Origin of the sequence: Rhizobium sp. CB3090, assembly GCF_029714285.1 — a bacterium.
GTDB lineage: Bacteria > Pseudomonadota > Alphaproteobacteria > Rhizobiales > Rhizobiaceae > Rhizobium.
Genome location: NZ_CP121663.1, coordinates 635,607 through 661,454, shown reverse-complemented (window position 1 = coordinate 661,454; position 25,848 = coordinate 635,607). Strand labels below are relative to the sequence as shown.

Here is a 25,848-nt window from a genome sequence, read left to right as displayed (position 1 = left end):
GTCAAAGCAAGCTGGTTCGGGAGTAGGCTGGCTGTGGGAGGAGAAAATATGAGACGGCTCGTTTTGGCCGCGATTGCGGCTATCGCCATGGGCAGTGCGGCCTATGCAGACACGATCAAAATCGGCGTCGTCGGCCCGTTTTCAGGCCCGTTCGCCCTGCAGGGCAAGAATTTCAAGGCCGGTATCGATGCCTATATGGCGATGCATGGCAACAAGGTCGGCAACGACGAGATCGAGGTGATCTACCGCGACGTGCCGCAGGCCGATCCGGCGCAGTCGAAATCCTCTGCGCAGGAACTGGTCGTCAAGGAGCATGTGCAGTATCTCGCCGGCTTCTATTTCACGCCGGATGCCATGGCCGTGACGCCGATCCTCAAGCAGGCGAATGTGCCGATGGTGATCTTCAATGCTGCCACGTCGGCGATCGTCACCAAGAGCCCGTTGGTGGTGCGCACCTCGTTCACCACATGGCAGACTTCCACGCCGATCGCCAAGGTCGCGCATGACAGCGGCGTCAACAAAGTCATCTCCGTTGTCAGCGATTACGGCCCTGGAATCGATGCCGAAAATGCCTTCAAGGCGGGTTTCGAGAAGGCAGGCGGCCAGGTCGTCGAGGCGGTGCGCATGCCATTGTCGACCAATGATTTCAGCCCGATCATGCAGCGTATCAAGGATTCCGGCGCACAGGGCGTTTTTGCCTTCCTGCCCTCCGGCCCGACCACGCTCGGTTTTGTCAAGGCCTACAACGAAAACGGCCTGAAGGGCGCCGGCATCAAGCTGTTTGCGCCCGGCGACCTGACGCAGGAATCGGACCTGCCGGCGCTCGGCGACGCAGCGCTCGGAATGCAGACCACCTTCCACTATGCGATCTCGCACGATTCTCCGGAAAACAAGGCCTTCGTCGCTGCCGCCGGCAAGGAGATCGGCAATCCTGCCGAACTCACCTTCCCGGCTGTCGGCGCCTTCGATGGCATGTATGTCATCTACAAGATGATCGAGGCGACCGGCGGCAAACAGGATGCGCAGAAGGCCGTCGATGCCGTGAAGGGCCTTTCCTGGGTCAGCCCACGCGGCCCGGTCACCATCGATCCAGAGAGCCGCCATATCACGCAGAACATCTATCTGCGCGAGGTCGCCAAGGCGGCTGACGGCACATATATCAACAAGGAAATCCAGACCTTCGAGAAGCAGGGCGATCCGGGCCTTGCCGCGGCGAAATAAGGTCGGCCTCCGTCCCATTCTCCGGATTGATTAGAAGCGGGCGGCTTGCTCCCGCTCCTATGGAGGAGGATTAAGGTAGGAGCAGAAAGGGTAATCGGACCCAGCACCATGCAAACCGTGCTTAGCATAGCAGTGGATGCCCTCGCCTACGGCATGGTGCTGTTCGTGATTTCCATCGGCCTCTCCATCACCATGGGGCTGATGCGCGTCGTCAACCTGGCACATGGCGCCTTCGCGATGATCGGCGGCTACATCGCCTCCTATGCGGCGCGCGATCTTGGCATGGGCTATGCGGCTGCGGTGCTGCTCGCCGTCGTGGGCACGGTGATCATCTCCATCCCGATCGAGCGGCTGCTTTATCGCCGCATCTATGGCGCGCCGGAATTGACGCAAGTGCTGATGACGATCGGCATCACCTTCTGCATTATCGGTATGGCCAATTATGTCTTCGGCCCGACTTTGAAGACCATTCCCCTGCCGAGCGAGCTGCAGGGCTCCGTCAATCTCGGCTTCCGCACCATCGGTACGCATCGTCTCTTCGCAATTATCTGCGGCCTCATTGTCGCGCTGGCGTTGTGGTACACGATCGAGAAGACCTTGTTCGGCGTGAAGCTCCGTGCGTCGGTCGACAATGCCTCGATGGCCGCCGCCCTCGGTGTGCGCACGGAGATCGTCTATGCCGTCAGCTTCGCCGTCGCCGTCGGACTTGCCGCCTTAGGCGGTGTTGTCGGCGCCGAGTTGTTGCCGGTCGAGCCCTATTATGCCCTGCGTTATATGGTGACCTTCCTTGTGGTCGTTTCGGTCGGCGGGGCCGGCTCGATTTCCGGGGCGCTGCTTGCCTGCCTCATCCTCGGCTGCATAGATACGACCGGCCGTTATCTGATGCCGGAATATGGCGAATTCTTCTTCTATCTTGCCGTGATCGCGATTGTCTGCGTCTTCCCGCGCGGTCTTGCCGGAAGGGCGAAGTAATATGGCGCTGATCATGGAGAGCGCGGCCGTCGCCGCCAACAGCAAACGCCGGGCACTCGGTCGCGACGCCTTCGCCATAGCGGTTATTCTTGTGTTGGCGGCTGCCGGCTATTTGCTGTTTCCCGACAATCTCGCGCTTCTGACACGGTTGATCGCCATAGCCCTCTTAGTCTTGTCGCTCGATCTGGTGACCGGCTATTGCGGCGTGGCGACGCTCGGTCATGCGGCTCTCTTCGGCGCCGGCGCCTATGCCGCAGGTATCGTTTCCGCGCATTTCGGCATCAACGATCCGCTGCTGATGACGCTAGCCGGCATCATTGGTGGAGCGATAGCCGGATTGATCTGCGGCATCGTCATCCTCAGAGCACAAGGCTTGCCGCAGCTCGTTCTGTCGATCGCGCTGATCTATCTCTTCCATGAATTTGCCAACAAGGCCTCAAATTGGACCGGTGGCAGCGACGGTCTTTCCGGCATCTCCACCGATCCGCTGTTCGGCCTGTTCGAATTCGATCTCTATGGGCATACGGCCTATATTTATGCTGTAATACTTCTGCTGATCGTATTGGTGCTGCTGCGTTTTCTCGTACGGTCTCCATTCGGCATGCTCTGCCGCGGCATTAAAGAAGATTCTCTGCGCATCCGCGCCATGGGCGCCTCGCCGAAGGCAGCTTTGATCAAGATGTATGTCATTTCCGGAGCCGTCGCCGGCATTGGCGGTGCGCTGAATGCAATCTCCACGCAGGTGGTCGGCCTCGACAGCCTCTCCTTCACGCAGTCGGCCGAAGCGCTGGTCATGCTCGTACTTGGGGGCACCGGCTCGCTATTTGGCGCGCTCGCCGGCACGGTGATCTTCATGCTGTTCGAAAACTATGTCTCGGCCGCCAATCCTTTCCATTGGCTGACCATCGTTGGCCTGCTGCTGATCCTGGTCGTCTTGTTCGCGCCGAAAGGCATCTACGGCACGGCCGCAGCCTATGTCGCACGCAGGCGGGAGGTCCGGTCATGAGCCCGATTTTCGAGGTCGATCATCTGAAGAAGGCTTTCGGCGGCCTGGCGGTGACCAACGATGTCAGCCTGTCGATGGCGCCCGGCGATCGTGTGGCGCTGATCGGGCCGAACGGCGCGGGCAAGACCACTTTCGTCAATCTGGTCACCGGCAATCTGCGGCCGGATTCCGGTGCAGTCCGACTTGGCGGCGAGACGGTGACCAAAGTCGATGCCATCGGCCGTGTCCGGCGCGGACTGGTGCGCTCGTTCCAGGTGACGCGGCTTTTTCAGGACATGACGCCGGCTGAGCATGTCGGTCTCGCCATCTTGCAGCGTTCCGGCCGCTCCGGCCGCATGTTCGGCAATTTCCTCGCCATGCGCGATGTCATGGCCGAGACCGGCGATCTGCTCGGCACGCTTGGCCTCGCCGATCTGATGCATCGCAAGGTCAGCGAGATCGCCTACGGCCAGCAGCGGCTCTTGGAGATCGCCGTTGCCATGGCGTTGAAGCCGAAGGTGCTGCTGCTCGACGAACCCGCCGCCGGCGTGCCGCAGAGCGATACCGGCCGCATCGAACAGGCGCTCGCCGATCTGCCTGCTGATCTCGCCGTGCTGATGATCGAGCATGACATGGATCTGGTTTTCCGCTTCGCCAAGCGTGTCGTGGTGCTCGCCGCCGGCACCATCATTTTCGACGGCTCGCCTGCCGACGTCACCAGGGATGCACGGGTGCGCGAAGCTTATCTGGGGAGCTACGCCAATGCCGGCCACGCCGCTTGAGGTGGAAAATCTGTGCGCCGGCTATGGGCCGACGCGCGTACTCGAAGGTATCTCCTTTTCCGTTCCCGCCGGTGCGCGGCTTGCTGTGCTCGGCCGCAACGGCATGGGCAAGACGACGCTGCTTGCAACGCTTGCCGGCCAGACGCGCCGCTATGAAGGCCGCATTCGCCTGGGCAGCTCCGATGTAACCGGCCTGCCGAGTGCCAAGCGGGCACATCACGGTCTCGGCTACGTGCCGCAGACACGCGATGTTTTCCCGACGCTGACGGTCGAGGAAAACCTCTGCGTCGGCTTGAAGGGCCGCCCGAAGACTGCCTTGCAGGAAGCCTATGACATGTTTCCCCGCCTCAAGGAACGTCGCCGAAATCTCGGTAACCAGCTTTCCGGCGGAGAACAGCAGATGCTGTCGACGGCGCGGACCATTCTCGGCCGTCCCTCCGCGCTCCTCCTCGACGAACCCCTGGAAGGGCTGGCGCCTGTCATCTGTGAAGAGCTGATGGTCGCCTTCGCCAATCTCGCCAAGACCGGCGACATGACCATCCTGCTCGTCGAACAGCGCATTCAAAGCGCACTGGATTTCGCCGATCAGGTCATCATCCTCGAGCGTGGACGGCTGGCTTGGCAAGGGACGCCCGATGCGCTTTCCCGGGATCATAGCGCCGTTGAACGCCTGCTTGGGGTCGGCGGCCTGCACTGAACAAATCCGCCGACGTTGCCGCAAGCCCGCTGGGGCCTATCCACTCTGGTCTAATCGGTCTTAAGCTCGATTCATCATTGACGACAAAACATCGACGATTTATCGATATTTTATAAATGAAAATTAGGCGGTTTGGTGGAGGCAATCTTGTCGGACAGCACGGCGGGTCATTGGGATTTCTGGATTGATCGCGGTGGCACCTTCACCGACATCGTCGGACGCGATCCCTCGGGAGAATTGCACGCCCGCAAGGTTCTTTCAGAAAATCCCGAGGCTTATCGCGACGCCGCTGTTTACGGCATCCGCCTGCATCTCGGCCTGACGAATGGCGAGCCGATCCCGGCCGGCTTGATCGGCGAGGTGCGGATGGGCACGACGGTCGCCACCAACGCGCTTCTGGAGCGCAAGGGAGAGCGTCTGGCGCTGGTGACCACCAGGGGATTCCGCGATGCGCTGCGCATCGGCTACCAGGAGCGCAAGAAGATTTTTGCGACCGAGATCATCAAGCCCGAAGCGCTCTATGATGACGTGGTGGAGATCGGGGAGCGCGTGCTTGCTGACGGCACGGTGGAGTTGGCCCTGGACGAACAGGCGGCGGAAGCGGCACTGCGGGATCTGCGAACCAAAGGCTATCGCGCCATGGCGATCGTCTTCATGCATGCCTATAAATTCCCGGCGCATGAAGCAGCCGTTGCCAAGATCGCAAGACGCCTCGGTTTCGAGCAGGTCTCAGTCAGTCACGAGGTCTCGCCGTTGATCAAGCTGGTCGGTCGCGGCGACACGACCGTGGTCGATGCCTATCTTTCGCCAGTGCTTGGACGTTACATCAATCAAGTCTCGGAAGAGCTTGATATTGCTCGTACGGGCGCGCGCGTCATGTTCATGATGTCGTCCGGCGGGCTGACCGCAGCCGACATGTTCCAGGGCAAGGACGCCATCCTCTCTGGCCCGGCCGGCGGTGTCGTCGGTCTTGCCAAGACGGGCGAACAGGCCGGGTTCTCCAATGTCATCGGCTTCGATATGGGGGGGACCTCGACGGATGTGGCGCATTTCGACGGCGAATATGAGCGCGCTTTCGAGACGGAAGTTGCCGGTGTCCGCGTCCGCGCGCCGATGATGCTGATCCATACGGTGGCGGCCGGCGGCGGCTCTATCCTGCATTTCGACGGCGACCGTTTCCGCGTCGGTCCGGATTCTGCCGGTGCTTTTCCCGGCCCCGCTTGTTACCGCAATGGTGGCCCCTTGGCGGTGACCGATGCCAATGTCATGACGGGCAAGCTGCTTCCCGAATTCTTCCCGGCGATCTTCGGACCGAACCAGGACCAGTCGCTGGATGTCGAGACGGTGCGCAACAAGTTCGCCGAACTGGCCGCCAAGATCGGCGATGGCCGCAGCCCGGAAGAAGTGGCTGACGGTTTCATCCGCATCGCCGTTGCCAATATGGTCGAGGCGATCAAGAAGATTTCGGTGCAGCGCGGCTATGACGTGACGCGCTATGCGCTCAACTGCTTCGGCGGCGCAGGCGGGCAACATGCCTGTCTGGTTGCTGACGCGCTTGGCATGAAAAGCATTCTTCTGCATCCGATGTCCGGCCTGCTCTCGGCCTATGGCATGGGCCTCGCCGATATCAGAGCTACGCGACAGAAGGCGCTTGGCATACCGCTCGACGATGCTGCGCCGGCGGCCATTGCCGCATTGGGCAGGGAATTGCAGGGCGAATGCGTGCCGGAACTGCAGGCGCAAGGCGTTGATGCTGACGATATCCGCACTGTCCAGCGCGCTCACATTCGCTATGCCGGCACGGATACGATGCTGGCGGTCGAGGTCACCTCCCCCGAGATCGACAATCCCCATCGGCTGCGAAGCGAATTCGAAGTGCTGCACAAGCGCCGCTTCGGTTTCGTCGCCGAAGACAAGCCGCTGGTGGTCGAAGCGGTCGAAGTCGAGACGATTGGTGGTGCTGCGGCCGAGATCGACGCCGAGCGGAAAGAGGCAGGCCAAGGCGAAGCCGATGCGGTCCGCCGCACATCCTTCCATTCTCAAGGCGAAAGCCATGACGCGGCCGTCGTGCTGCGCGAGACGATCCTGCCCGGCCAGACGGTGACCGGACCAGCCATCATCATCGAGCCGAACCAGACCATTGTCATCGAGGATGGCTGGCAGGCAAAGTTGACGGCAAAGGATCACATCATTCTGACCCGCATCAAGGCTTTGCCGCAACGCACGGCCATCGGCACCAAGGCCGATCCGGTAATGCTGGAAATCTTCAACAATCTTTTCATGTCTATCGCTGAGCAGATGGGCGTGACGCTGCAGAACACCGCCTATTCCGTCAATATCAAGGAGCGGCTGGATTTCTCCTGCGCCGTCTTCGATGCCGAGGGCAATCTTGTTGCCAATGCACCGCATATGCCGGTGCATCTCGGCTCCATGGACGCCTCGGTCGCAACTGCCATCCGTGAAAACCCGGTCATCCACCCCGGCGACGTCTTCCTGATCAATGCGCCCTATAATGGCGGCACGCATCTGCCGGATCTGACCGTCTGCACGCCCGTCTTCGACGATGCCGGCAAGGATATTCGTTTCTGGGTCGCCAGCCGCGGCCACCACGCCGATATCGGCGGCATCTCGCCCGGCTCGATGTCGCCGCTTGCCACCCATATCGAGGAGGAAGGGGTCTATATCGACAATTTCAAGCTCCTCGATCGCGGTCGTTTCTGCGAAGACGAGCTGGCGAAACTCTTGACCGGCGCCCGCTATCCGGTGCGCACGCTGGCGCAGAACGTCAACGACCTGAAGGCGCAGGTCGCCGCCAATGAGAAGGGCGTCGCCGAACTGAAGAAGATGATCGTCCACTTCGGCGAAGAGGTGGTCGACGCCTATATGGGCCATGTCCAGGACAATGCTGCCGAGAGCGTCCGCCGTGTTCTCGATCGCCTGCCGGATGGCGAATTCAGCTACGAGATGGATCAGGGCTGCAAGATCGTCGTCAGGATTTCGATCGACAGGGATAAGCGCGAGGCGACGGTGGATTTCACCGGCACCTCGGAGCAGCGTGCGGACAATTTCAATGCGCCGCAGCCGGTCACGCGCGCTGCCGTCCTCTATGTCTTCCGCGTGCTGGTCGAAGCCGATATCCCGATGAACGCAGGATGCCTGAGGCCGATCCGGATCATCATCCCCGAGGGGACGATGCTGACGCCGAAATATCCGGCTGCGGTCGTCGCCGGCAATGTCGAGGTCAGCCAGGCCGTCACCAACTGCCTGTTTGGCGCGGTCGGCACGCTTGCCGCAGCCCAGGGCACGATGAACAATCTCACCTTCGGCAATGACGCCTATCAATATTACGAGACGATCTGCTCCGGCGCGCCGGCCGGTCCCGGCTTCAATGGCGCCGACGCGGTGCATACGCACATGACCAATTCACGCCTGACCGATCCGGAAATCCTGGAAACGCGCTTTCCCGTGGTGCTGGAGGATTTTCACATCCGCGCGAACTCCGGCGGACGTGGCAAGTGGAATGCCGGCAACGGCACGCAGCGCACCATCCGCACCCGCGAGAAGCTGGAATTTGCGATACTCTCCGGCCATCGCCGTGTCGCGCCCTTCGGCGTCAAGGGCGGCGAACCCGGCCAGACCGGCCGCAACTTTGTCCGGCGAAACGACGGCGCGATCGAGGAACTAATCGGCGCCGCCCACACGGTACTGGAGGCCGGCGAGGCCTTCACGGTCGTCACACCGACCGGTGGCGGTTACAGCAAGCCAGAGGCATAGAAAATTGTCTTTGACGAATAGTCTGCTTCTTCAATCCGGATATGTGAGGGTTCTTTGGGCAAGCTAAAAGAACGGAAATCGCCCCGTGAATTGATCGTGTCATCCGCTCATCTGGCGGTTGGCAGTTCTCCGGCCCTCTCCGAACTGGAGTATGGATTGATCCTCTTTTCGCATGCGTTCAACCGCTGGACGGTGCGCTGCATGGCGGCGGCCGGCGTGCCCAGCCTCTCGCCGATCGAAATCCTGATCATCCATTCCGTGCGGCATCGCGGCCGGCCGAAGACGCTGTCCGATCTTTGCCTCGTGCTCGACATCGAAGACACTCATGTCGCCAACTATGCCGTGAAGAAGCTGGAGACCGCCGGCCTCGTCAAGACCGGCAAGACGGGCAAGGAAAAGATGATTGAGGTGACCGACAAGGGCCTGGAGGCGCTGACGCGCTATTCCGAAATCCGCGAGCGGCTGCTCGTCGAAGCGACCAAGGTTTCCGGTCTCTCTCAGGACGATCTTTCCAATATAGCATCACATCTGAGAGCCCTGTCGGGCTATTACGAACAGGCAGCAAGGTCAGCGGCAACCCTGTAAGGTCATGTCGACCTTCGTAAGGCAGCCCCGAACGCATCCGGCAGATCCGAGGCGGCGCATCCCTCGGCGCCAAATCTATCACCTGTATTCGAGGCTTTATCTTTTTTTGTCCTTTCATACCTATATTAGTTCTGTGCGATCCATTGTTGAACATTGTCCGAAGCATAAAGCGTCAGGATTTGGTTTTCACGGGAGCATGACTTTTACGAAAATTGCTGGCTTCGCACGGTAGGAAAAGTGTGCTTACGTTGACGGAAAGGGGAATGGTGTCAAAACTTCTATGAAAAACGATAGTTTCGAGCTTAAATTCTGGGGTGTGCGGGGAAGTATCCCCGTATCGGGACCAGAATTCGAGCGTTACGGCGGGAATACATCCTGCATTGAAATACGGCACGACGGCAGACACATTATTTTCGACGCGGGCACCGGTGCGCGGGAAGCGGCACTGTCGCTTGCGAAAGACGGTGTTCGCGACGTCGATGTCTTCTTCACTCACTCGCATTACGACCACATTATCGGTCTGCCCTTCTTCAATCCGATCTACGATCCCAAGGTCAGCGTCGATATCTGGTCGGGCCATCTGGCCGGCAAGACGACGACGCGGCAACTGATCGGTCAATTCATGCGACCGCCCTGGTTTCCGGTGGAACCGGATATTTGTCGCGCGACCATGAAGTTTCGCGATTTCGTCGCCGGCGATACGCTAAAGCCGCATCCGGGCATCGTGATCCATACCGCCAAGCTCAATCATCCCGGCGGCTGTATCGGCTACCGTGTCGAATGGGCGGGCCGGATCATCGCGCTGGTCTACGATACCGAGCATATGGCCGGTCGGCTGGACGAAGCCGCCCTTTCGCTGATGAAGGATGCCGATCTCGCTGTCTATGATACGACCTACACCGAGCCGGAAATGCCGAAACATCTAGGCTTCGGACATTCCACCTGGCAGGAAGGGGTCAAGCTGGCAAAGAAGGCGGGCGTAAAGCGCCTCGCACTCTTCCATCACGCGCCGGCACGTACGGATAAGGAACTGGATGATATGGAGCGGGATGCACGAGCAAGCTTTCCGGGCGCCTTTGCATCCTTTGACGGTCAACTGCTAGAGCTTTGAAGCGCCAACCCCGAAGCAATGCGGGATAAAATCGGGCCTTCCAGCAGCTAGCCCATGAAGTCGCCAACGTGGCACCAGTCGATGGCCGCATGCGCAGCCGTCTCTTCGAACAGCGCTGCGATGAAATCCCACGCCAAGGCGTCGTGAACAAGGTGGTGGGTGAGGATGCCGATCGGCTCATTGTTGCCGTCGAAACGATTTTGCAGCTCCCGCACGAGATAACCGACCAGCTCTCCATGCGGCCGGCCGCCATGTGTCTCGTGCCAATCCATGATATCGACATGGGTATTGACCAGCGCAATCGGCTGATCCGGCTTTGCCAATCCGTAGACCGAAACGGCGCGGTATCCGAAAGCAGCCAATTCGGGCAGCAGCGCCTTGTCGATCCGGTTCCACGGCGGCACCAGCATTGGCGCGAATTGCTTGGGATAGAGCGCCTGCAGCTTGTCAAAGCCGCGGCGGAGTTCATCGAGGACGATTGCTTGCGGACGATGCGGGCCAAGTTCCTGTTTTTTCGTCTCGTCCGGTGCGTAGTTATGATGCGTCCAGCCATGGACGGTCACGGTCAGAGCTTTCTGACTAGCCAGCCGACTTGCAAGCGGCTCGTCCGTATAAGCGGGAATCACCGCCAATGTCATGGGCACTTCGTAATGATCAGCAAGAGACAGCAGATGGTCGAGCGCCTCGGTCGGCTCGATAGCGTCGTCATCGCGAAACCATAGATTCGCCCTTCGGCCGGCATCGGCCCAGCGCTGCAATTCATCGCGCAGAGGCTGCCATGCGGCTCTATCGCTCATAATAGGAATCTCCCAAATGCTTCCGCAGGATGGCTTCAACTCGTTTCGAAGCGGCGGTCAACGACCGTTCCTCATGAACGAAGCGGTAGGCCGCTTTGCCCATCGCCCGGCACTTCCGGTCGTCGTCGAGCAAACGCACGATCGCGTCGGCATAGGCTCTCCGATCGCCCTCGGGCGTCAGAAAGCCCGTGACATCGTTCATAACCACTTCCGGCACGCCGGCGGTTGCCTGCGCGACCACGGGCAGCCCGGCGGCCTGTGCTTCGAGATAGGCAAGCCCATAGGCTTCGCCGCAGCCCGGCCAGACATAGATGCCCCCTGCCCGCAACTCGGTCACGATTTCCGGCGTTGAACGTTCTCCAAGCCAGGTAATGCGGTCGGCATCGAACACGGAGAACAGCGTCCGCACCTCCCCTCGCATCGGCCCGTCGCCGATGACGGTCAGCGTCCAGTCTCGGTCCCGGATCAGCGCCAATGCCTGTGCGAGCATCGCATAGCTGTCGAATTTGTCACCGCGCCGCATCATTGCGACTGATATCAGCCGGCGCGGGGCGACGTCATCAGCCAACGGCCCAAAGGGCGCCGTATCGATGAACGGCAGGAAGCGTTCGTAGCGACCCTCGGGAACGGCATCCAATAGGCCGATCCGGTCGCGCTCGGTAAAACAGAGATTGACGGCGGCCTGGCGTACGGCTTCGGCGACCAGACGCTGATTTTCGCCCCAGCCGCTATTATCGTGCCGCCTGCTATAGGATGCCTCGGCGGTTACGTAGGGAATGCCGAGGGATGCCGCGGCAAGCGGGCCGATCAGGTCGGGTGTCTTATAGTAGGGATGGTAGGTGAACCAGAGATCCGGCGACGGCTCTCTCCGCCATGTCTCCAGCAATCTGTCGGTCTCATCAGCCGCGTTCCGATCGATCTCGACACGCGAGGCATCCTGCGGAGTCGGGGTGAAACTGCGCAATTCTGAAGCGATCTCGACCTTGTGTCCCGCCATCTCCAACGCCGCGATCATCAGGCGCGCCATCAGCCGGTCGCCCGACGGCACGGGATGATTGGGAGATTTCAAAGGAGCATAGAAGGCGATCTTCATGGCGCGCACGAATAGTTGACAATAAAGTGATAGTTTGGCCGGGAAAATGCCCGAATTCCGACGGCTTGCTTGACAATAAGGCTCCCGCTTCAAAAGCCGCATCCTCGACAGCATGCGGCATTGCAGCTAGAGGATTAGGCGATAACTGCTTTCCGTTCGTTTGTGAACGGGCAATATAAATTGGATTTGATGACTACCGAGGCGAGAACACCCATCATCTCCGATCGTATTGCGCGAAAGTTCCGCCTCGGCTCCGGTTTGGTCATCTTCGTCTTCGTGACCATGCATCTGGCCAATCATTCGCTCGGGCTGATTTCGCTGAGGGCTGCCGATCATGCGCAGCACTGGTTCATGGCCGTGTGGCGCAATCCGGTGGGCACCATCCTTCTCTACGGCGCACTGATCGTTCATATCCTGCTCGCGCTCCGCATGCTTTACAAGCGCCGCACCCTGGTCATGCCGGCCGGCGAGGCCTTTCAGATCGTCACCGGCTTGCTGGTTCCGGTTCTCCTGATCGACCACATCATCGGTACGCGCATTCTGCACGATATCTACGGCTATCAGGATAGCTACCGCGCCATCGTCCATAGCCTATGGATCACGTCGCCGGCAAACGGCGTACGCCAGACGATCGTACTGATCGTCGTCTGGATTCATGGCTGCATCGGCATACATTTCTGGCTGCGCTATCGCTCGTGGTATACGGCCGTAGCGCCCCTCATGCTGTCTTTCGCCATCGTTTTACCAGTGCTCGCTCTGCTCGGCTTCGCCGCCATGGGCCGAACGGTGTCGCATGAGGCGGCGCAGAACGACGAGCGTGGCTTTGCGGGCGGTTATTACAGCGACATGCGCAGCTATGGCGAAAGCGGATCCGTACCCGGTCGCCAGATGGTCAGCGCCTTGTGGCCCTATCGCGCCGGTTTCTATGGTGCTTTCAGCGCATCGATCATCGGCCTTTTCGCTTTTCGCACCCATCGCAAGCTGCGCGAACGGCAACATCAGATCGCGGTCCGCTATGCGAGCGGCGAAGTCGTGCATGCGCCCCGAGGCTTCACCGTGCTCGAAGCAAGCCGCCTCGGTGGCATTCCGCATTATTCCGTCTGCGGCGGCAAGGGTCAGTGCTCCACCTGCCGCGTCCAGATCATCGAAGGCGCGGACAATCTGCCGCCACCCGAGGCGCTGGAGCAGAAGACGCTGAACCGCATCGGCGCCACGCCGGATGTCCGCCTCGCCTGTCAGTTGCGTCCGACGGGAAACATCAGCGTCGTGCCGCTCCTGACGCCGATGGCGGAATCGGCCATTCCCGTTTACAGCCAGACGGCAAGCCCTGGCCGCGAACGCGAGATCGTCGTCTTTTTCTGCGATCTGCGTCATTTCACGACGCTGACCGAGTCGCGCCTGCCTTTCGATATTGTCTTTCTGCTCAACCGCTATTTCGCGATCGTCGGGCGTATCATCGAGAGCAATGGCGGCCGGATGGACAAGTTCATCGGCGACGGCGCCATGGCATTGTTCGGTCTGCGCACCACACCGCAGGAAGCCAACCGGCAAGCGCTCAAAGCAGCCGCCGAGATCATCAGGGAAATCGACAAGCTCGGCGAAGAGCTGGCAGATGAGCTATCGGTTCCGCTCGAAATCGTCGTCGGTCTTCATACCGGCTTGGCGGTGGTCGGTTCGATGGGCTATGGCAACGTCAAGAACGTTACAGCGATCGGCGATACCGTGAACGTGGCGAGCCGCCTCGAAAGTGTCGCCAAGGAATTCAACCGCGCGCTGGTCTTCTCCGAGCCGGTGGCGAACCTTTCCGGCGTCGATATCACCGGCATCGAAAGCCGTGAGATCGCCGTTCGCGGCCGCGGCGAGCCTTTGCGCGTCTATATCCTGCCGAAGGAGGAGATCGGCCGCTTTGCGTAGACCTTGCACGCTAATTCCTTGAATCCAGAACATTCCTTCAGCGGTTCCATTTGAAAGCGCGATGTTCTGGTGTAGGGATGGCGCGATGTCCGACCGCAAGATTTTGACTGCGAAATTCTGGAAACGCACCCTTCGCAAGATGAGGGATCGCGTCGCCACGCGGCTGTTCGATACCCGCCTCGGCCGCGACGTCCTGATCAGCGCCATCGGCCCGCGCGTGAAGACCATGACGGTGGATTGTGGCGATCATCTCCTGAGCTTTTCGCCCGCCGACTACATCGGCCGCAAAGTGTTTCGCAAAGGCCACTTCGAGCGCGATCATGTCGACCGGCTACTGGCGGTTCTGCGCGAGCGCGGTATGCTGCGGAAGGGCACCGTCCTGCTCGAACTCGGCGGCAATATCGGCACGCAGACCAGCTATTTCGCGCTTAGCGGCGCCTATCGTCATATCGTCACCGTGGAGCCCGACCCCCGCAATTTTCGGCTGCTATCGATCAATATTGCCGATAATGGGATGCAAGATATGATAACGGCGGTCAATTGCGCCGCTGGCGATCGCAAGGGACTGCTCGATTTCTATCTGAACCATAAGAACCACGGGAAAAGCAGCGTCTTTTGCCAAAGCGCAGGCGATGAAAAGATTTCCGTACCTGTCCGTCCCGTCGCCGATATTCTTGCTGATGCCGGTGTCGAGGCCGCCGATATCGGGCTGATTTGGATGGATATCGAGGGCTACGAGCCCGTTGCCGTCAGGTCGATGCAGGCGCTGATGGCGCGCAAGGTGCCGCTCTACATGGAATTTACGCCGGCCTTTTATGGCAGGGATCAGGCTACCGCCTTTGTTGCCGATCTTGCCGGTTATTATGCCGAATGCCTGGTCTTTTTCGAAGACCGCACCGTAGCGATGAAGGCTGCAGACCTGCCGGTCGAGGGCGACCAGTTCAACGTATTGTTCCTGCGCTGACGGCTACCGACGCCGATAGATGAAATAGCGCCCTTCTTTCACGCCTGATGGCAAGGCTAATGCTTCGAGATCGGGATGTTCAAGCGGCAGGCCGCTGACGGCGAGGCCATGCGAGGCAAGAACGCCGGCCATGATCTCAGGCAGCCAGGTCAGAGTTACGGCGTCCTTGTCCTCGTAACCGGTTCCGATATCGGCATGGGCGAGCGATGCGCCGATGCCGATGAAATCTCTGGCGGTGTCCTTGATTTCGCCGAGGACGAGATTGCCTTCCTCCGGCATCGATGAGCCATAGGCATTGGCAGCCCGGTCGAAAGCGACGACGCGGCGGTCCGGAAAAAGCTCGCGCAGATGATCGAAAGTGCGGCCATTGCCAAGCCCAAGCTCCAACACAGGGCCGTCGAGCGTTTTGACCTCATCGGCAACGGTATTGAGAATGTCTCGCTGTGCGGTCAGGCGGCGGATGAAACTATCCAGGCGGCTCATTCGTATAATTCCTTGGCGTCGTGGCGTCTCTCCCGCAGCCGGAGTAGCATGGTGGAGGATACCGCGTCGACCGCTTGCTAGTTTTTCGATGCAGTTGTTGTAGAGGTGTTGCGGCGCACGCCTAAGGGGGATGATTATGACCGATCTATCGAACGACGATTTCTTCCGTTCTTTGCCGGTTTTCACCGATTTCGAAGGCGTCACCGACAGCAACAACTATCAGCCGCTTCCTAATGATTGGTTCCTGGCAGTGGCCGATATCGTCAGCTCGACAAAAGCGATCGCATCGGGCCACTACAAATCCGTCAATATGGCCGGCGCCAGCGTGATTTCAGCCGTGCTCAACGCGCTGGACAATGGCGACTATCCCTTCGTCTTCGGCGGCGACGGCGCGCTGGTGGCCATTCCTCCCTCCGGCGAGGATCGTGTCCGACAGGCCCTGGCCGCGGTGCGGACGTGGGTCACTGAGGAGTTGCAGCTCAGCCTGCGGACTGCGCTGGTGCCGGTGGCGGACATCCGCGCTGAGGAGCTGGATGTGCGGGTCGCACGGTTTAGCCCAAGTAATTTCGTCTCCTATGCCATGTTTTCCGGCGGCGGCGCGAGCTGGGCGGAAAAGCAGATGAAAGCGGGACGCTTTGCCGTCGAAGCGGCGCCGCAGGAGACACGGCCCGATCTGACTGGCCTCTCCTGCCGATGGAATCCGATCGACGCCCATAATGGCGAGATCGTCTCGATCATTGCCGTTCCCGATGCTGTCGGCAACGGCCCGGAGTTCCAACGCCTCGTTGCCGATATCATCGCCATTTCCATGGAGCAGAATCGCGGCGGGCATCCTGTCCCGGTCGAAGGCCCGACACCGGTGCTTGCCTTTGACGGCGCCGAGATCGAAGCGCGGGCAACGGCGTCGGCCGCCAATCGCTGGCTGCGGAAGCTTTCGATCGCTGCCCAGATCGTGGTCATCTACCTCCTCGACAAATTCGGCATTCGCGCAGCAACCTTCGACGCCAAGATCTACCGGCGTGACCTGGCCGCAAATTCCGATTTTCGCAAATTCGATGATGGCTTGAAGATGACTATCGATGTGGACGCTGCGCATCTTTCCCGTATCGAAGCCCGGTTGCGCGAAGCCGAAGCCGCGGGCATCTGCCGTTACGGCCTGCATCGGCAGCAAAGCGCGCTGATGACCTGCTTCGTGCCAACGCCGCTGATGCGTGACCATATGCACTTCATCGACGGAGCAAGTGGCGGCTATGCGATGGCGGCGATGGCATTGCGGGAGAAGTTGCGCGCTGCCGTTTCATCCCCATTGGATGCGCCCATGGCGTCGCCCGGTACACCATGAGGTTTATTCTCTCTGGCGAAATTTCTTGAGCTGCATCTTTTTTGGCCATTGTTTCAGCGGCATGAGAGGCTTATCTAAACAAGAACAAAACGAGAGCCGGCAATTCTGGCGGCCCTTTTTTGCTGTGCCATATGTCCGCCAGGACGCGTAGGAGGCGCAGCAAAATCTTTCACGGCGCTGGCGCTACTCAAACTTTCTGGGAAAATGTGCCGTCGCCTGCTGCATGGTTCGCTCATCCGACCCGTGCCAAAAATGTTTGGACACGACCTTATCGCCGCGCCCACATCATTTGGTACACGGAGGAGCATTTGGGATTGCAAGGATAGGCCGCAGGGATGATGACCGTTCATTCGAGTGTTTCCGATATTTTTCTCGACAAGGTCGCCGAATGGCTGACACAGTCGGCACTGACAGGCGAAAATCTCGAAAGCATCGTTCGGGGTTTTTGCGAACGCATCGCTGCCTCCGGCCTGCCGATCGCCCGCGTCCATCTGACTTTTTCGATGCTGCATCCGCTTTACGACGCTCTCGGCTTCACCTGGCGCCGCGCCGGAGGGCTGACGATCGAAGGCTATCGGCATGTGAACGACAAGCCTGAGCGCTTCGTGCAAAGCCCCTATTATTATCTGCTCTCCAACAACCTCCTGCACCTGCGCCGCCGCATCGATGTTGACGGGCCGTTGGAGTTCCCCGTCTTCGAGGATTTGCGCAGGGAGAAGATCACCGACTATATCGCCTTCGTGCAGACCTTCGGCGCCGGTTCTGCACAGGGAATGATGGGCTCCTGGTCGACCGACAGCATCAGCGGTTTCAGCGAGGAGATGATCGGTGCGCTGATGCGCATGCAGAACCATCTCGCCATGGCAGCCAAGATGGCGGTGCTCGGCAAGCTCGCCAACAACATGCTCACCACCTATCTCGGCGGCGATGCCGGCAAGCGTGTGCTGAACGGACAGATCCGTCGCGGCGACGGCGAAACGATCCGCGCCGCTCTCGTCATGGGCGACATGCGGCAATCGACCCTCTATGCCGAGAAGGAAGGACGCCAAGCCTATATCGATACGCTGAACGAATTCTTCGACGCCATTGCGGCGCCGTTCAACCGCAATGGCGGCGAGATCTTGAGTTTCCTTGGCGACGGCTTTCTTGCCGTCTATCCTTGCGGCCGACACAAGGACCCCTCCAAGGTTGCTTGCGAGGCCGCACTGTCAGCGGTTTTCCACGCGCAGAGCCGCGTTGCCATGCTGAACAAGGATCGCAAGACCCGCGGCTTGAGCGAAGTTCGTTATGGCATCGGCCTGCATGTCGGCAATGTCATGTTCGGCAATGTCGGGCTGAAGGATCGCTTGACCTTTTCCGCCTTCGGCGCCGCCGTCAATGAAGTGCAGCGCCTGCAATCGCTGACGAAGAAATATTCGACTGAAGTCATCGCGAGCCAGGCCTTTGCCGGCTACACCGGCGGCGAGTGGATCACGCTCGGCGAAGAGAGGTTGCGCGGCGTCCGCCAGCGCTTCACTGTCGTTCATCCGAAAGTCATTGCCGGGGCCAACGGGACGACGGAAATCTTTTATGATGCGGCGGCCGATGGGCTGTCGGAGGCGGAACAGGTCATCCTGTTGCATCGGGACGCCAAGAAGTTGGAGAACCGCCCGCAAGTCGAGAAGTTCGTGCAGTGACACCTCAGCAGCCGTAGTTGAGCATCCTCCGATAGATCACTGGAAAAGCGACGGTTTTTTTACAGTTGTAGCCTCCCTTTGACTAACTGGACACCCGTTATGGCCTACGTTAGTGTGCCATATGGGGCCATAAAGGTCGTGCAAGCAGGAACTACTTCAGTATGGCGTCTGGGACTGATTTATTGCGTATCGAGAACCTCGACGTCTCGTTCTCGATCTACGGGGACAAGCTGCGCGTAGTGAAGGGCGCCAATCTCCGGGTGCTTCCCGGAAAGGTCACGGCGCTGGTTGGCGAGTCCGGTTCCGGCAAATCGATCATCAGCCAATCGATCATGGGCATTCTGCCGACACCGGCGCAGGCGACCGGCCGCATTCTTTTTACCGATCCGCTCAAGGGTGAGACAACGGACATTCTCCAGTTGCCACGCGACAGCATCGAGATGCGCCAGCTTCGCGGCGCGCGCATGGCCAATATTTTCCAGGAACCGATGACCTCGCTTTCGCCGCTGCACACGGTCGGCAATCAGATCAGCGAGGCGCTTCGCATCCACAATCCGGCCATCAGCAGGACCGAGCAGCGCGAGAAGACCGAGGAGATGCTGGGCCTCGTCGGGTTTCAGAATCCACACCGCACCTTCGATATGTATCCTTTCGAACTGTCCGGCGGCATGCGTCAGCGGGCGATGATCGCCATGGCGCTGATTTGCAATCCGGCGCTGCTGATCGCCGACGAACCGACGACGGCATTGGACGTCACGATCCAGGCGCAGATCCTCGGCCTGCTGCGCAGCCTGCAGCAGAAGTTCAACATGGCCATGCTGCTGATCACCCATGATCTCGGCGTCGTTGCCAATATGGCCGATGAGGTCGTGGTCATCTACCACGGCGAGATCATGGAGGCCGGGCCGGTCGATGCGATCTTCCGCCAGCCACAGCATCGCTATCTCAAGGCGCTGATGTCGGCGGTACCGCATTTCGATATGAAACCCGGCGAGCGGTTGAAATCGCTGCGCGACGTGCCGGTCAATCTCGGCACGTTCTCGGGCAAGAAGAAATTGGTCAAAGCCAATGGCAAAGCTCCGCCGCAGGTGCTGCTCACGGTGCGCAACCTCACCAAGACCTATACCTCGAAAGGAAGCGGGCTATTCGGGCTGCAGGCGGGCACGAAGTTCCGCGCCGTCGATGATGTCAGCTTCGACATCCGGCGCGGTGAATGTCTGGGTCTCGTCGGAGAGAGCGGGTGCGGAAAGACGACGGTCAGCAAGATTTTGATGCGTGCCGTCAGCGCAGATGGCGGTTCGGTAACGTTCGAAGACGGCGACGGCAAGATCGATGTGCTGGCCGTCAAGGGCGATGAGCTCATGGACCTCCGAACCAAGATCCAGATGGTGTTCCAGGACCCGGTTTCATCCTTGTCGCCGCGCATGACGATCCGCAATATCCTGAGCGAACCCCTTGAAATCCATCGGCATGGCGACAGCAGTGAACGCAAGGAGAAGGTCAAGGGACTTATGCAGGCAATCGGCCTCGACCAGCACTATCTGAGCCGTTATCCGCACAGCTTTTCCGGCGGCCAGCGCCAGCGCATCGGCATTGCCCGCGCTTTGGCGCTCGGCCCGAAGCTACTGATCCTCGATGAGCCCGTCTCGGCGCTCGACGTCTCCGTGCAGGCGCAGATCCTTAACCTTCTCAAGGATTTGCAAAAGGAACTTGGCCTTACCTATCTCTTCATCTCACACAATCTCGCCGTCGTCGACTACATGGCGGACCGCATCGCCGTCATGGCTCGCGGTCGCATCGTCGAAATCGCGCCGCGCGAGATCATCCTGCGCGATCCCGTCCACCCCTATACCCGGTCCCTGTTGGCGGCAGTCCCCTTCCCCGATCTCGACCGGCCTCTTGATTTCTCCATCGTTAATGCTGAAGGTCCCGCCGCCAAGCAGAGCTGGGGCCCGCATTTTGCGGAGGATGAAGGCGGTGATCTCGCCTACGCCGATCTTGGCGGCGGTCATTTCGTGCGCGCTCGCCGCGGCGCCGATGCTCAGGAATTACGCACGTGGTAACCCGTCGAACCTTTCTCGGCTTTCTCGCATCTTCCGTGCTGCCACTGCCGGCCCTTGCCGCGGATGCCGACAACGAACCCGAGTTCCTGCACGACTGGCTCAGAGCCGGGCAGATGCCACCGCTGGCGCAGCGCCTGCCGAAGATGCCGCGCATCATCAATCTCGGCGCGCTCGGTCGCGAGCCCGGCCGCTACGGTGGTTCGATACGCATGCTCATCGGCGGCCAGAACGACCTGCGTCTCATGAATATCTATGGTTATGCCCGCCTTGTCGGCTATGATCAGACGCTGACGCTGCAGCCGGATATCCTCGAATCTTTTACCGTTGAAAACGACTGTATTTTCACCTTCAAGCTCCGTGAGGGTCACAAGTGGTCGGACGGCCACCCCCTCACATCCGACGATTTCCGTTATTGGTGGGAAGATGTCATTCTCAACAAGAAGTTGACACCGGGAGGCGGCGCGCTGGAGCTGCGCCCGCACGGCGATCTCCCACGCTTCGAAGTCATCGATCCGTTGACCGTGCGTTATAGCTGGGACCAGCCCAATCCGTATTTCCTGCCGAACCTTGCCGCGCCGCAAGCTTTGGTGCTCGTCGGCCCCGGCCATTATCTCAAGCAGTTCCATCCGAAATATCAGGACGATATCCGCCTTTCGGCGCTGATGAAGCAGTATCGTGTCAAGAAAGTCGCCGACCTGCACATCAAGATGGCGCGCGTCTATCGCCAGGAAAATCCGGAACTGCCCGTGCTGGAACCTTGGCGGAACATGACAGCGCCGCCGGCGGAGCAATTCGTGTTCGAGCGCAATCCCTACTTCCATCGCATTGATGAAAACGGCAAGCAGTTGCCATATGTCGACCGATTTGTTCTGAACGTCAGCTCGTCGGCAATCATTTCGGCCAAGGCCGGCACAGGCGAAAGCGACTTGCAGGCGACCGGCATCGATTTTGACGACTATACTTTCCTGAGGGACGCCGAGAAACGCTACCCGATCAAGGTCAATCTCTGGAAGGCGACGCGGGGTTCGCGCGTGGCGCTGATGCCGAACCTCAACAGCGCCGATCCGGTCTGGCGGCAGGTGTTGCGCGATGCGCGCGTGCGCCGCGCCTTGTCGATGGCTATCGACCGTCACGAGATCAATATGGCGGTTTTCTACGGCCTCGGCACCGAAAGCGCCGACACCGTGCTGCCGGAAAGCCCCCTCTATAGGCCGGAATATGCCAATGCTTGGATCGCCCATGATCCGGAGCAGGCCAACGCGCTGCTCGATGCCGCCGGCCTCGACAAGCGCGACCAGGACGGTATTCGCCTGCTGCCGGATGGTCGGCGGGCGGAGATCACGGTCGAGACCGCCGGCGAAAGCACGCTCGACACCGATGTGCTGGAGCTCGTCACCGACCACTGGCGCAAAGTGGGCATCGCGCTCTTCACCCGCACGTCGCAGCGCGACATCTTCCGCGCCCGCGCCATGGGCGGGCGTATCATGATGTCGATCTGGTATGGCCTCGACAACGGGGTAGCGACCGCCGACATGAATCCCGGTCAGCTTGCGCCGACCATGGACGACCAGATGCAATGGCCGCTCTGGGGCATGTATTATCTCTCCCGCGGCACTCAGGGCACCGCGCCCGATCTGCCGGAGGCCGCCAAGCTAGTCGAGCTGCTGGAGCAGTGGGGCAAGTCGACCTCATCCTTTGAGCGGGCCGAAATTTGGCATCAGATGCTGGGAATCTATACCGATCAGGTCTTTTCCATCGGCATGATCAATGGCACGCTGCAGCCGATCGTGCATGCTTCACGTCTGCAGAACGTGCCGGAAAAGGCGCTCTACGGTTTCGATCCGACCTGCTATCTCGGCGTTTATATGCCGGACACCTTCTGGCTGAAGGAGGATCAACCGCGTGTTTAAATATATTCTCTGGCGTCTTGCGGTGATGGTTCCGACGCTGCTCGTCATTTCGATGCTGGTTTTCACCATCATCCAGTTGCCGCCAGGCGACTTCTTCGAAAGCCAGATCGCCGAACTTCGCGCACAGGGCGAGAGCGCCAATCTGCAGGAGATCCAGGACCTTCGCCACGAATACGGGCTCGATAAGCCCGTTGCTTTGCAATATGTCTATTGGGTCGCCGGCATGCTGCACGGCGATTTCGGCTATTCCTTCGAATATCAGCTGCCGGTCTCGGAGGTCGTCGGCGACAGATTGTGGCTGACGATCCTTGTCTCAATGACGACGATCCTGTTGACTTGGCTGGTCGCTTTCCCCATCGGCATCTATTCCGCCACCCATCAATATAGCTGGGGCGACTACGGCCTGACTTTCCTGGGACTGCTCGGCATCGCCATTCCGAATTTCATGCTGGCGCTGATCCTGATGTATTTTGCCAATGTCTGGTTCGGCGTCTCGATTGGCCACCTGATGGATCAGAAATATCTTTCGCAGCCGATGAGCTGGGAAAAGGCGCGTTCGATCCTCTCGCATCTGTGGATTCCCGTCATCATCGTCGGCACTGCCGGCACCGCCGGCATGATCAGGCGCCTGCGCGCCAACCTGCTCGACGAAATGCAGAAGCAATATGTCATCACCGCCCGCGCCAAGGGGCTGCATCCTCTGAGAGCACTGGTGAAATATCCCCTGCGCATGGCGCTCAACTTCTTCGTCGCCGATATCGGCTCGATCCTGCCGTCGATCATTTCCGGCGCCGAGATCACCGCCATCGTTCTCTCCCTGGAAACAACCGGGCCGATGCTGATCAAGGCACTGCAGAGCCAGGATATGTATCTTGCCGGTTCGTTCCTGATGTTCCTCGCTTTCCTCAATGTTATCGGCGTATTGATCTCCGACCTCGCCCTTGGTTTCCTTGATCCCCGTATCCGCTTGCAAGGCAGGAGTACCAAGTGAACGCACCCCTGCCGCGCCCCGGCGCCCCGTTAGAGCACTACGTTTCCACCGCCGCCTTCGATCCGGAGCAGTTCGAAGCCATGTCGGCCGGTCAGGCGCGTTACTACAAGGCTTCGCAGAAGCAATTGATGTGGTGGAAGTTCAAGCGGCATAAGCTCGCTCTCGCCTCCGGCATCTTCCTGCTGCTGCTCTATGGCATGATCCTGATTGTGGAATTCCTGGCCCCGTACGGCCTGCACACCCGCAATGTCGATTACATCCATTCGCCGCCGCAGAGAGTCCATTTCTTCAACAACGGCGAATTTGTCGGCCCCTTTGTCTATGGTCGCAAGATGACGCTCGACATCAATACGCTGCAACGAATCTATATCGACAAGACGGATGACGTGCAGCCGATCCGCTTTTTCTGTCGTGGCGATGCCTATCGATTCTGGGGGCTGGTGGACGCGAATTTCCATTTGGTCTGCCCCGCCATTGGCGGCCAGATGCACCTGCTCGGCACCGACCGCCTCGGGCGCGACGTATTGTCCCGGATCATCTACGGCGCGCGCATCTCGCTCACGATAGGGCTGGTCGGCATCTCCATCAGCTTCGTGCTGGGGATCGTCATCGGGGGCTTGGCCGGATATCATGGCGGCATTTTCGACCTTCTCGTCCAGCGGGTCATCGAAGTGCTGCAATCGTTGCCGAGCCTGCCGCTATGGATGGCGCTCGCGGCGATCATGCCGGTGACCTGGAGCCCTATCATCATCTATTTCGGCATCACCATCATCCTCGGCATTCTCGATTGGACCGGATTGGCGCGCGCCGTTCGTTCCAAGCTCTTGTCTTTGCGCGAAGAGGACTATGTACTTGCTGCACAATTGATGGGTGCAAGTTCGCCGCGTATTATCGGTCGTCATCTTGTACCAGGGTTCATGTCGCATCTGATCGCGACGGCAACGATTTCGATCCCCAGCATGATCCTCGGCGAAACGGCGCTGAGCTTCCTGGGGCTCGGTCTTCGCCCACCGATCACTAGCTGGGGCATCCTGCTCACCGAGGCAAGAGACGTCAGCGTCATTGCATTTTACCCGTGGCTCCTCTTTCCGATGGTCCCGGTGATTTTGGTCATTCTGGCGTTCAACTTTTTAGGAGACGGCTTGCGCGACGCAGCCGATCCCTACAAATAGCGAAAAGCGTGGCCAAGAAATGGATTGCAATTCGAAGAGCGGCCGCGGACGTCGTTTGACCAACCGCGAAAATGACTTTCATTCCTGAGGTTTTGCCCATGAAGCGGCGCTTAGAAGATGCTCGAATCCTCATGTATAGCCATGACACGTTCGGTCTCGGTCACCTCCGGCGGTGCCGAACCATCGCGCATGCGTTGGTCGAGGACTATCGTGGGCTGACCGTCCTGATCATTTCCGGCGCGACGATCGCCGGTGCTTTCGATTATCGTGCGCGAGTCGATTTCGTGAAGGTGCCGAGCGTCATCAAACTGCGCGACGGCGAATATACGTCGATGGCGAGCCACGTCGATCTTCAGGAAACGCTGAAGATGCGCCAGTCGATCATCCGTCATACGGCGGAAACCTTCCAGCCCGACATCTTCATCGTCGACAAGGAGCCAATGGGCCTGAAGGGCGAGGTCGAAGAGACCCTGCAATATCTGAAGGCGCGCGGCACGACGCTCGTGCTCGGCATGCGCGACGTCATGGATGCCCCCTATCTGCTCGACGCCGAGTGGAAGAAGAACAATGCATTCCAGAAGATCGACCAATTCTACGATCGCGTATGGGTTTACGGCCCGCCGGACTTCTACGATCCGCTGGTCGGTCTTGACGTGCCGTCGGGCGTGCGCCGGAAGATGGAATTCGTCGGTTTCCTGCAGCGCAGCGTCTCGCACGGCGCCAAGTCCGAACATGTGCCGGATGAGGACTATCTTCTCGTCACGACCGGCGGCGGTGGCGACGGCGCCGATCTCGTGAACGATGTCGTCAGCGCCTTTGAGCAGGACGACACGCTTCAACACAAGACGCTGATCGTGCTCGGTCCCTATATGCCGGCCAAGGAACGCAACCACTTGATCGAACGCGCAAGCAAGATTGCCTGTCTAGAGGTGATCGAGTTCGACAACAAGATGGAAGAACTGATTGCCGGCGCCAAGGGCGTTGTTGCCATGGGTGGCTACAACACCTATTGCGAGATCCTTTCCTTCGACAAGCCGGCACTGATCATTCCACGGACTCGTCCACGCGAGGAACAGTTGATCCGCGCTCAAAGGGCGAGCGAGCTCGGACTCGTCGACATGCTGCTGCCGGAGGAGTCCGCCGATCCGAAACTGCTTGCGGCCGCACTGAAGCGCCTGCCGACCCGCGCACCGCCATCGGCAAGCGGCGAGAACATGCGGCTGGAGGGGCTGGTGCATATTTCCCGTATCGTCGGCGAATGGTTTGACGACCGCGACCACTATCCGCCACTATCGATCGTCGCCGAATAGAGCATC

Annotated in this window: 20 protein-coding genes; 17 read left to right on the top strand and 3 right to left on the bottom strand. The window is 59.7% G+C overall.

Annotated elements, in window-relative coordinates; genetic code table 11:
* Window positions 1–48: 48 nt before the first annotated feature.
* From QA646_RS21705 to QA646_RS21670, 8 genes are all read left to right on the top strand, one after another.
* On the top strand, window positions 49–1,221 hold the full coding sequence (locus tag QA646_RS21705; RefSeq protein WP_283060311.1) for an ABC transporter substrate-binding protein: 1,173 nt from the start codon (window positions 49–51) through the stop codon (window positions 1,219–1,221).
* A 108-nt stretch (window positions 1,222–1,329) separates the two neighbouring features.
* Window positions 1,330–2,193 (top strand): branched-chain amino acid ABC transporter permease, encoded by an 864-nt coding sequence (locus tag QA646_RS21700; RefSeq protein WP_283060310.1) that lies wholly within the window; start codon window positions 1,330–1,332, stop codon window positions 2,191–2,193.
* A gap of 1 nt (window position 2,194) precedes the next feature.
* Entirely contained in the window at window positions 2,195–3,199 is a 1,005-nt protein-coding gene (locus QA646_RS21695) for a branched-chain amino acid ABC transporter permease (RefSeq protein ID WP_283060309.1), read from the top strand.
* Complete coding sequence (locus tag QA646_RS21690; protein ID WP_283060308.1) at window positions 3,196–3,960, top strand: ABC transporter ATP-binding protein; 765 nt, start codon at window positions 3,196–3,198, stop codon at window positions 3,958–3,960. Before QA646_RS21695 ends, QA646_RS21690 begins: the two co-directional genes overlap by 4 nt.
* Window positions 3,941–4,657 carry an ABC transporter ATP-binding protein gene (locus QA646_RS21685; RefSeq protein WP_283060307.1) on the top strand — a complete coding sequence of 239 codons (717 nt, stop codon included), beginning with the start codon at window positions 3,941–3,943 and terminating at the stop codon, window positions 4,655–4,657. The genes QA646_RS21690 and QA646_RS21685 overlap by 20 nt, the downstream gene beginning before the upstream one ends.
* 147 nt (window positions 4,658–4,804) lie before the next feature.
* A complete protein-coding gene (locus QA646_RS21680; protein ID WP_283060306.1) occupies window positions 4,805–8,431 on the top strand; it encodes a hydantoinase B/oxoprolinase family protein in 3,627 nt (1,208 codons plus the stop codon).
* Window positions 8,432–8,485: 54 nt separating this feature from the next.
* Window positions 8,486–9,016: a winged helix DNA-binding protein gene (locus QA646_RS21675; protein ID WP_283060305.1), complete on the top strand. Its 531-nt coding sequence runs from the start codon at window positions 8,486–8,488 to the stop codon at window positions 9,014–9,016.
* A 280-nt stretch (window positions 9,017–9,296) separates the two neighbouring features.
* On the top strand, window positions 9,297–10,127 hold the full coding sequence (locus QA646_RS21670; protein ID WP_283060304.1) for an MBL fold metallo-hydrolase: 831 nt from the start codon (window positions 9,297–9,299) through the stop codon (window positions 10,125–10,127).
* 47 nt (window positions 10,128–10,174) lie between these two features.
* Here QA646_RS21670 and QA646_RS21665 read toward each other — a convergent pair whose 3' ends face one another.
* Window positions 10,175–10,924 (bottom strand): polysaccharide deacetylase family protein, encoded by a 750-nt coding sequence (locus tag QA646_RS21665; RefSeq protein ID WP_283060303.1) that lies wholly within the window; start codon window positions 10,922–10,924, stop codon window positions 10,175–10,177.
* On the bottom strand, window positions 10,914–12,017 hold the full coding sequence (locus tag QA646_RS21660; RefSeq protein ID WP_283060302.1) for a glycosyltransferase family 4 protein: 1,104 nt from the start codon (window positions 12,015–12,017) through the stop codon (window positions 10,914–10,916). The genes QA646_RS21665 and QA646_RS21660 overlap by 11 nt, the downstream gene beginning before the upstream one ends.
* A 189-nt stretch (window positions 12,018–12,206) precedes the next feature.
* On the opposite strand from QA646_RS21660, the gene QA646_RS21655 reads away from it, so the two are divergent.
* Both QA646_RS21655 and QA646_RS21650 read left to right on the top strand, forming a co-directional pair.
* Complete coding sequence (locus tag QA646_RS21655; RefSeq protein WP_283060526.1) at window positions 12,207–13,931, top strand: adenylate/guanylate cyclase domain-containing protein; 1,725 nt, start codon at window positions 12,207–12,209, stop codon at window positions 13,929–13,931.
* Window positions 13,932–14,016: 85 nt separating this feature from the next.
* On the top strand, window positions 14,017–14,895 hold the full coding sequence (locus QA646_RS21650) for an FkbM family methyltransferase (RefSeq protein WP_283060301.1): 879 nt from the start codon (window positions 14,017–14,019) through the stop codon (window positions 14,893–14,895).
* 3 nt (window positions 14,896–14,898) lie between these two features.
* Here the strand turns inward: QA646_RS21650 and QA646_RS21645 are convergent, their stop codons facing one another.
* Entirely contained in the window at window positions 14,899–15,378 is a 480-nt protein-coding gene (locus QA646_RS21645; RefSeq protein WP_283060300.1) for a class I SAM-dependent methyltransferase, read from the bottom strand.
* A gap of 136 nt (window positions 15,379–15,514) precedes the next feature.
* Here QA646_RS21645 and QA646_RS21640 point away from each other — a divergent pair, with 136 nt between their 5' ends.
* The 7 genes from QA646_RS21640 to QA646_RS21610 all read left to right on the top strand — a co-directional run bounded on the left by QA646_RS21640 (window position 15,515) and on the right by QA646_RS21610 (window position 25,842).
* Window positions 15,515–16,720, top strand: a complete 1,206-nt coding sequence (locus QA646_RS21640; RefSeq protein WP_283060299.1) for a DUF3095 domain-containing protein — start codon at window positions 15,515–15,517, stop codon at window positions 16,718–16,720.
* Between the two features lie 335 nt (window positions 16,721–17,055).
* Complete coding sequence (locus tag QA646_RS21635; RefSeq protein WP_283060298.1) at window positions 17,056–18,396, top strand: adenylate/guanylate cyclase domain-containing protein; 1,341 nt, start codon at window positions 17,056–17,058, stop codon at window positions 18,394–18,396.
* A gap of 161 nt (window positions 18,397–18,557) precedes the next feature.
* Window positions 18,558–20,459: an ABC transporter ATP-binding protein gene (locus QA646_RS21630; protein WP_283060297.1), complete on the top strand. Its 1,902-nt coding sequence runs from the start codon at window positions 18,558–18,560 to the stop codon at window positions 20,457–20,459.
* Entirely contained in the window at window positions 20,453–22,369 is a 1,917-nt protein-coding gene (locus QA646_RS21625) for an ABC transporter substrate-binding protein (RefSeq protein WP_283060296.1), read from the top strand. The genes QA646_RS21630 and QA646_RS21625 overlap by 7 nt, the downstream gene beginning before the upstream one ends.
* On the top strand, window positions 22,362–23,360 hold the full coding sequence (locus tag QA646_RS21620; protein ID WP_283060295.1) for an ABC transporter permease: 999 nt from the start codon (window positions 22,362–22,364) through the stop codon (window positions 23,358–23,360). Before QA646_RS21625 ends, QA646_RS21620 begins: the two co-directional genes overlap by 8 nt.
* Window positions 23,357–24,532, top strand: coding sequence for an ABC transporter permease (locus QA646_RS21615; RefSeq protein WP_283060294.1), 1,176 nt, complete (start codon window positions 23,357–23,359; stop codon window positions 24,530–24,532). Before QA646_RS21620 ends, QA646_RS21615 begins: the two co-directional genes overlap by 4 nt.
* Before the next feature lie 98 nt (window positions 24,533–24,630).
* A complete protein-coding gene (locus QA646_RS21610) occupies window positions 24,631–25,842 on the top strand; it encodes a glycosyltransferase family protein (protein ID WP_283060293.1) in 1,212 nt (403 codons plus the stop codon).
* Window positions 25,843–25,848: the final 6 nt, after the last annotated feature.

Excerpts from the sequence above, each read along its gene's own strand:
- QA646_RS21690 (WP_283060308.1), top strand. The coding sequence starts at position 3,196 with ATGAGCCCGATTTTCGAGGTCGATCATCTGAAGAAGGCTTTCGGCGGC.
- QA646_RS21645 (WP_283060300.1), bottom strand. The coding sequence starts at position 15,378 with ATGAGCCGCCTGGATAGTTTCATCCGCCGCCTGACCGCACAGCGAGAC.
- QA646_RS21630 (WP_283060297.1), top strand. The coding sequence starts at position 18,558 with ATGGCGTCTGGGACTGATTTATTGCGTATCGAGAACCTCGACGTCTCG.
- QA646_RS21695 (WP_283060309.1), top strand. The coding sequence starts at position 2,195 with ATGGCGCTGATCATGGAGAGCGCGGCCGTCGCCGCCAACAGCAAACGC.
- QA646_RS21655 (WP_283060526.1), top strand. The coding sequence starts at position 12,207 with ATGACTACCGAGGCGAGAACACCCATCATCTCCGATCGTATTGCGCGA.
- QA646_RS21635 (WP_283060298.1), top strand. The coding sequence starts at position 17,056 with ATGATGACCGTTCATTCGAGTGTTTCCGATATTTTTCTCGACAAGGTC.
- QA646_RS21665 (WP_283060303.1), bottom strand. The coding sequence starts at position 10,924 with ATGAGCGATAGAGCCGCATGGCAGCCTCTGCGCGATGAATTGCAGCGC.
- QA646_RS21660 (WP_283060302.1), bottom strand. The coding sequence starts at position 12,017 with ATGAAGATCGCCTTCTATGCTCCTTTGAAATCTCCCAATCATCCCGTG.
- QA646_RS21640 (WP_283060299.1), top strand. The coding sequence starts at position 15,515 with ATGACCGATCTATCGAACGACGATTTCTTCCGTTCTTTGCCGGTTTTC.
- QA646_RS21705 (WP_283060311.1), top strand. The coding sequence starts at position 49 with ATGAGACGGCTCGTTTTGGCCGCGATTGCGGCTATCGCCATGGGCAGT.
- QA646_RS21650 (WP_283060301.1), top strand. The coding sequence starts at position 14,017 with ATGTCCGACCGCAAGATTTTGACTGCGAAATTCTGGAAACGCACCCTT.
- QA646_RS21685 (WP_283060307.1), top strand. The coding sequence starts at position 3,941 with ATGCCGGCCACGCCGCTTGAGGTGGAAAATCTGTGCGCCGGCTATGGG.
- QA646_RS21700 (WP_283060310.1), top strand. The coding sequence starts at position 1,330 with ATGCAAACCGTGCTTAGCATAGCAGTGGATGCCCTCGCCTACGGCATG.
- QA646_RS21610 (WP_283060293.1), top strand. The coding sequence starts at position 24,631 with ATGAAGCGGCGCTTAGAAGATGCTCGAATCCTCATGTATAGCCATGAC.
- QA646_RS21670 (WP_283060304.1), top strand. The coding sequence starts at position 9,297 with ATGAAAAACGATAGTTTCGAGCTTAAATTCTGGGGTGTGCGGGGAAGT.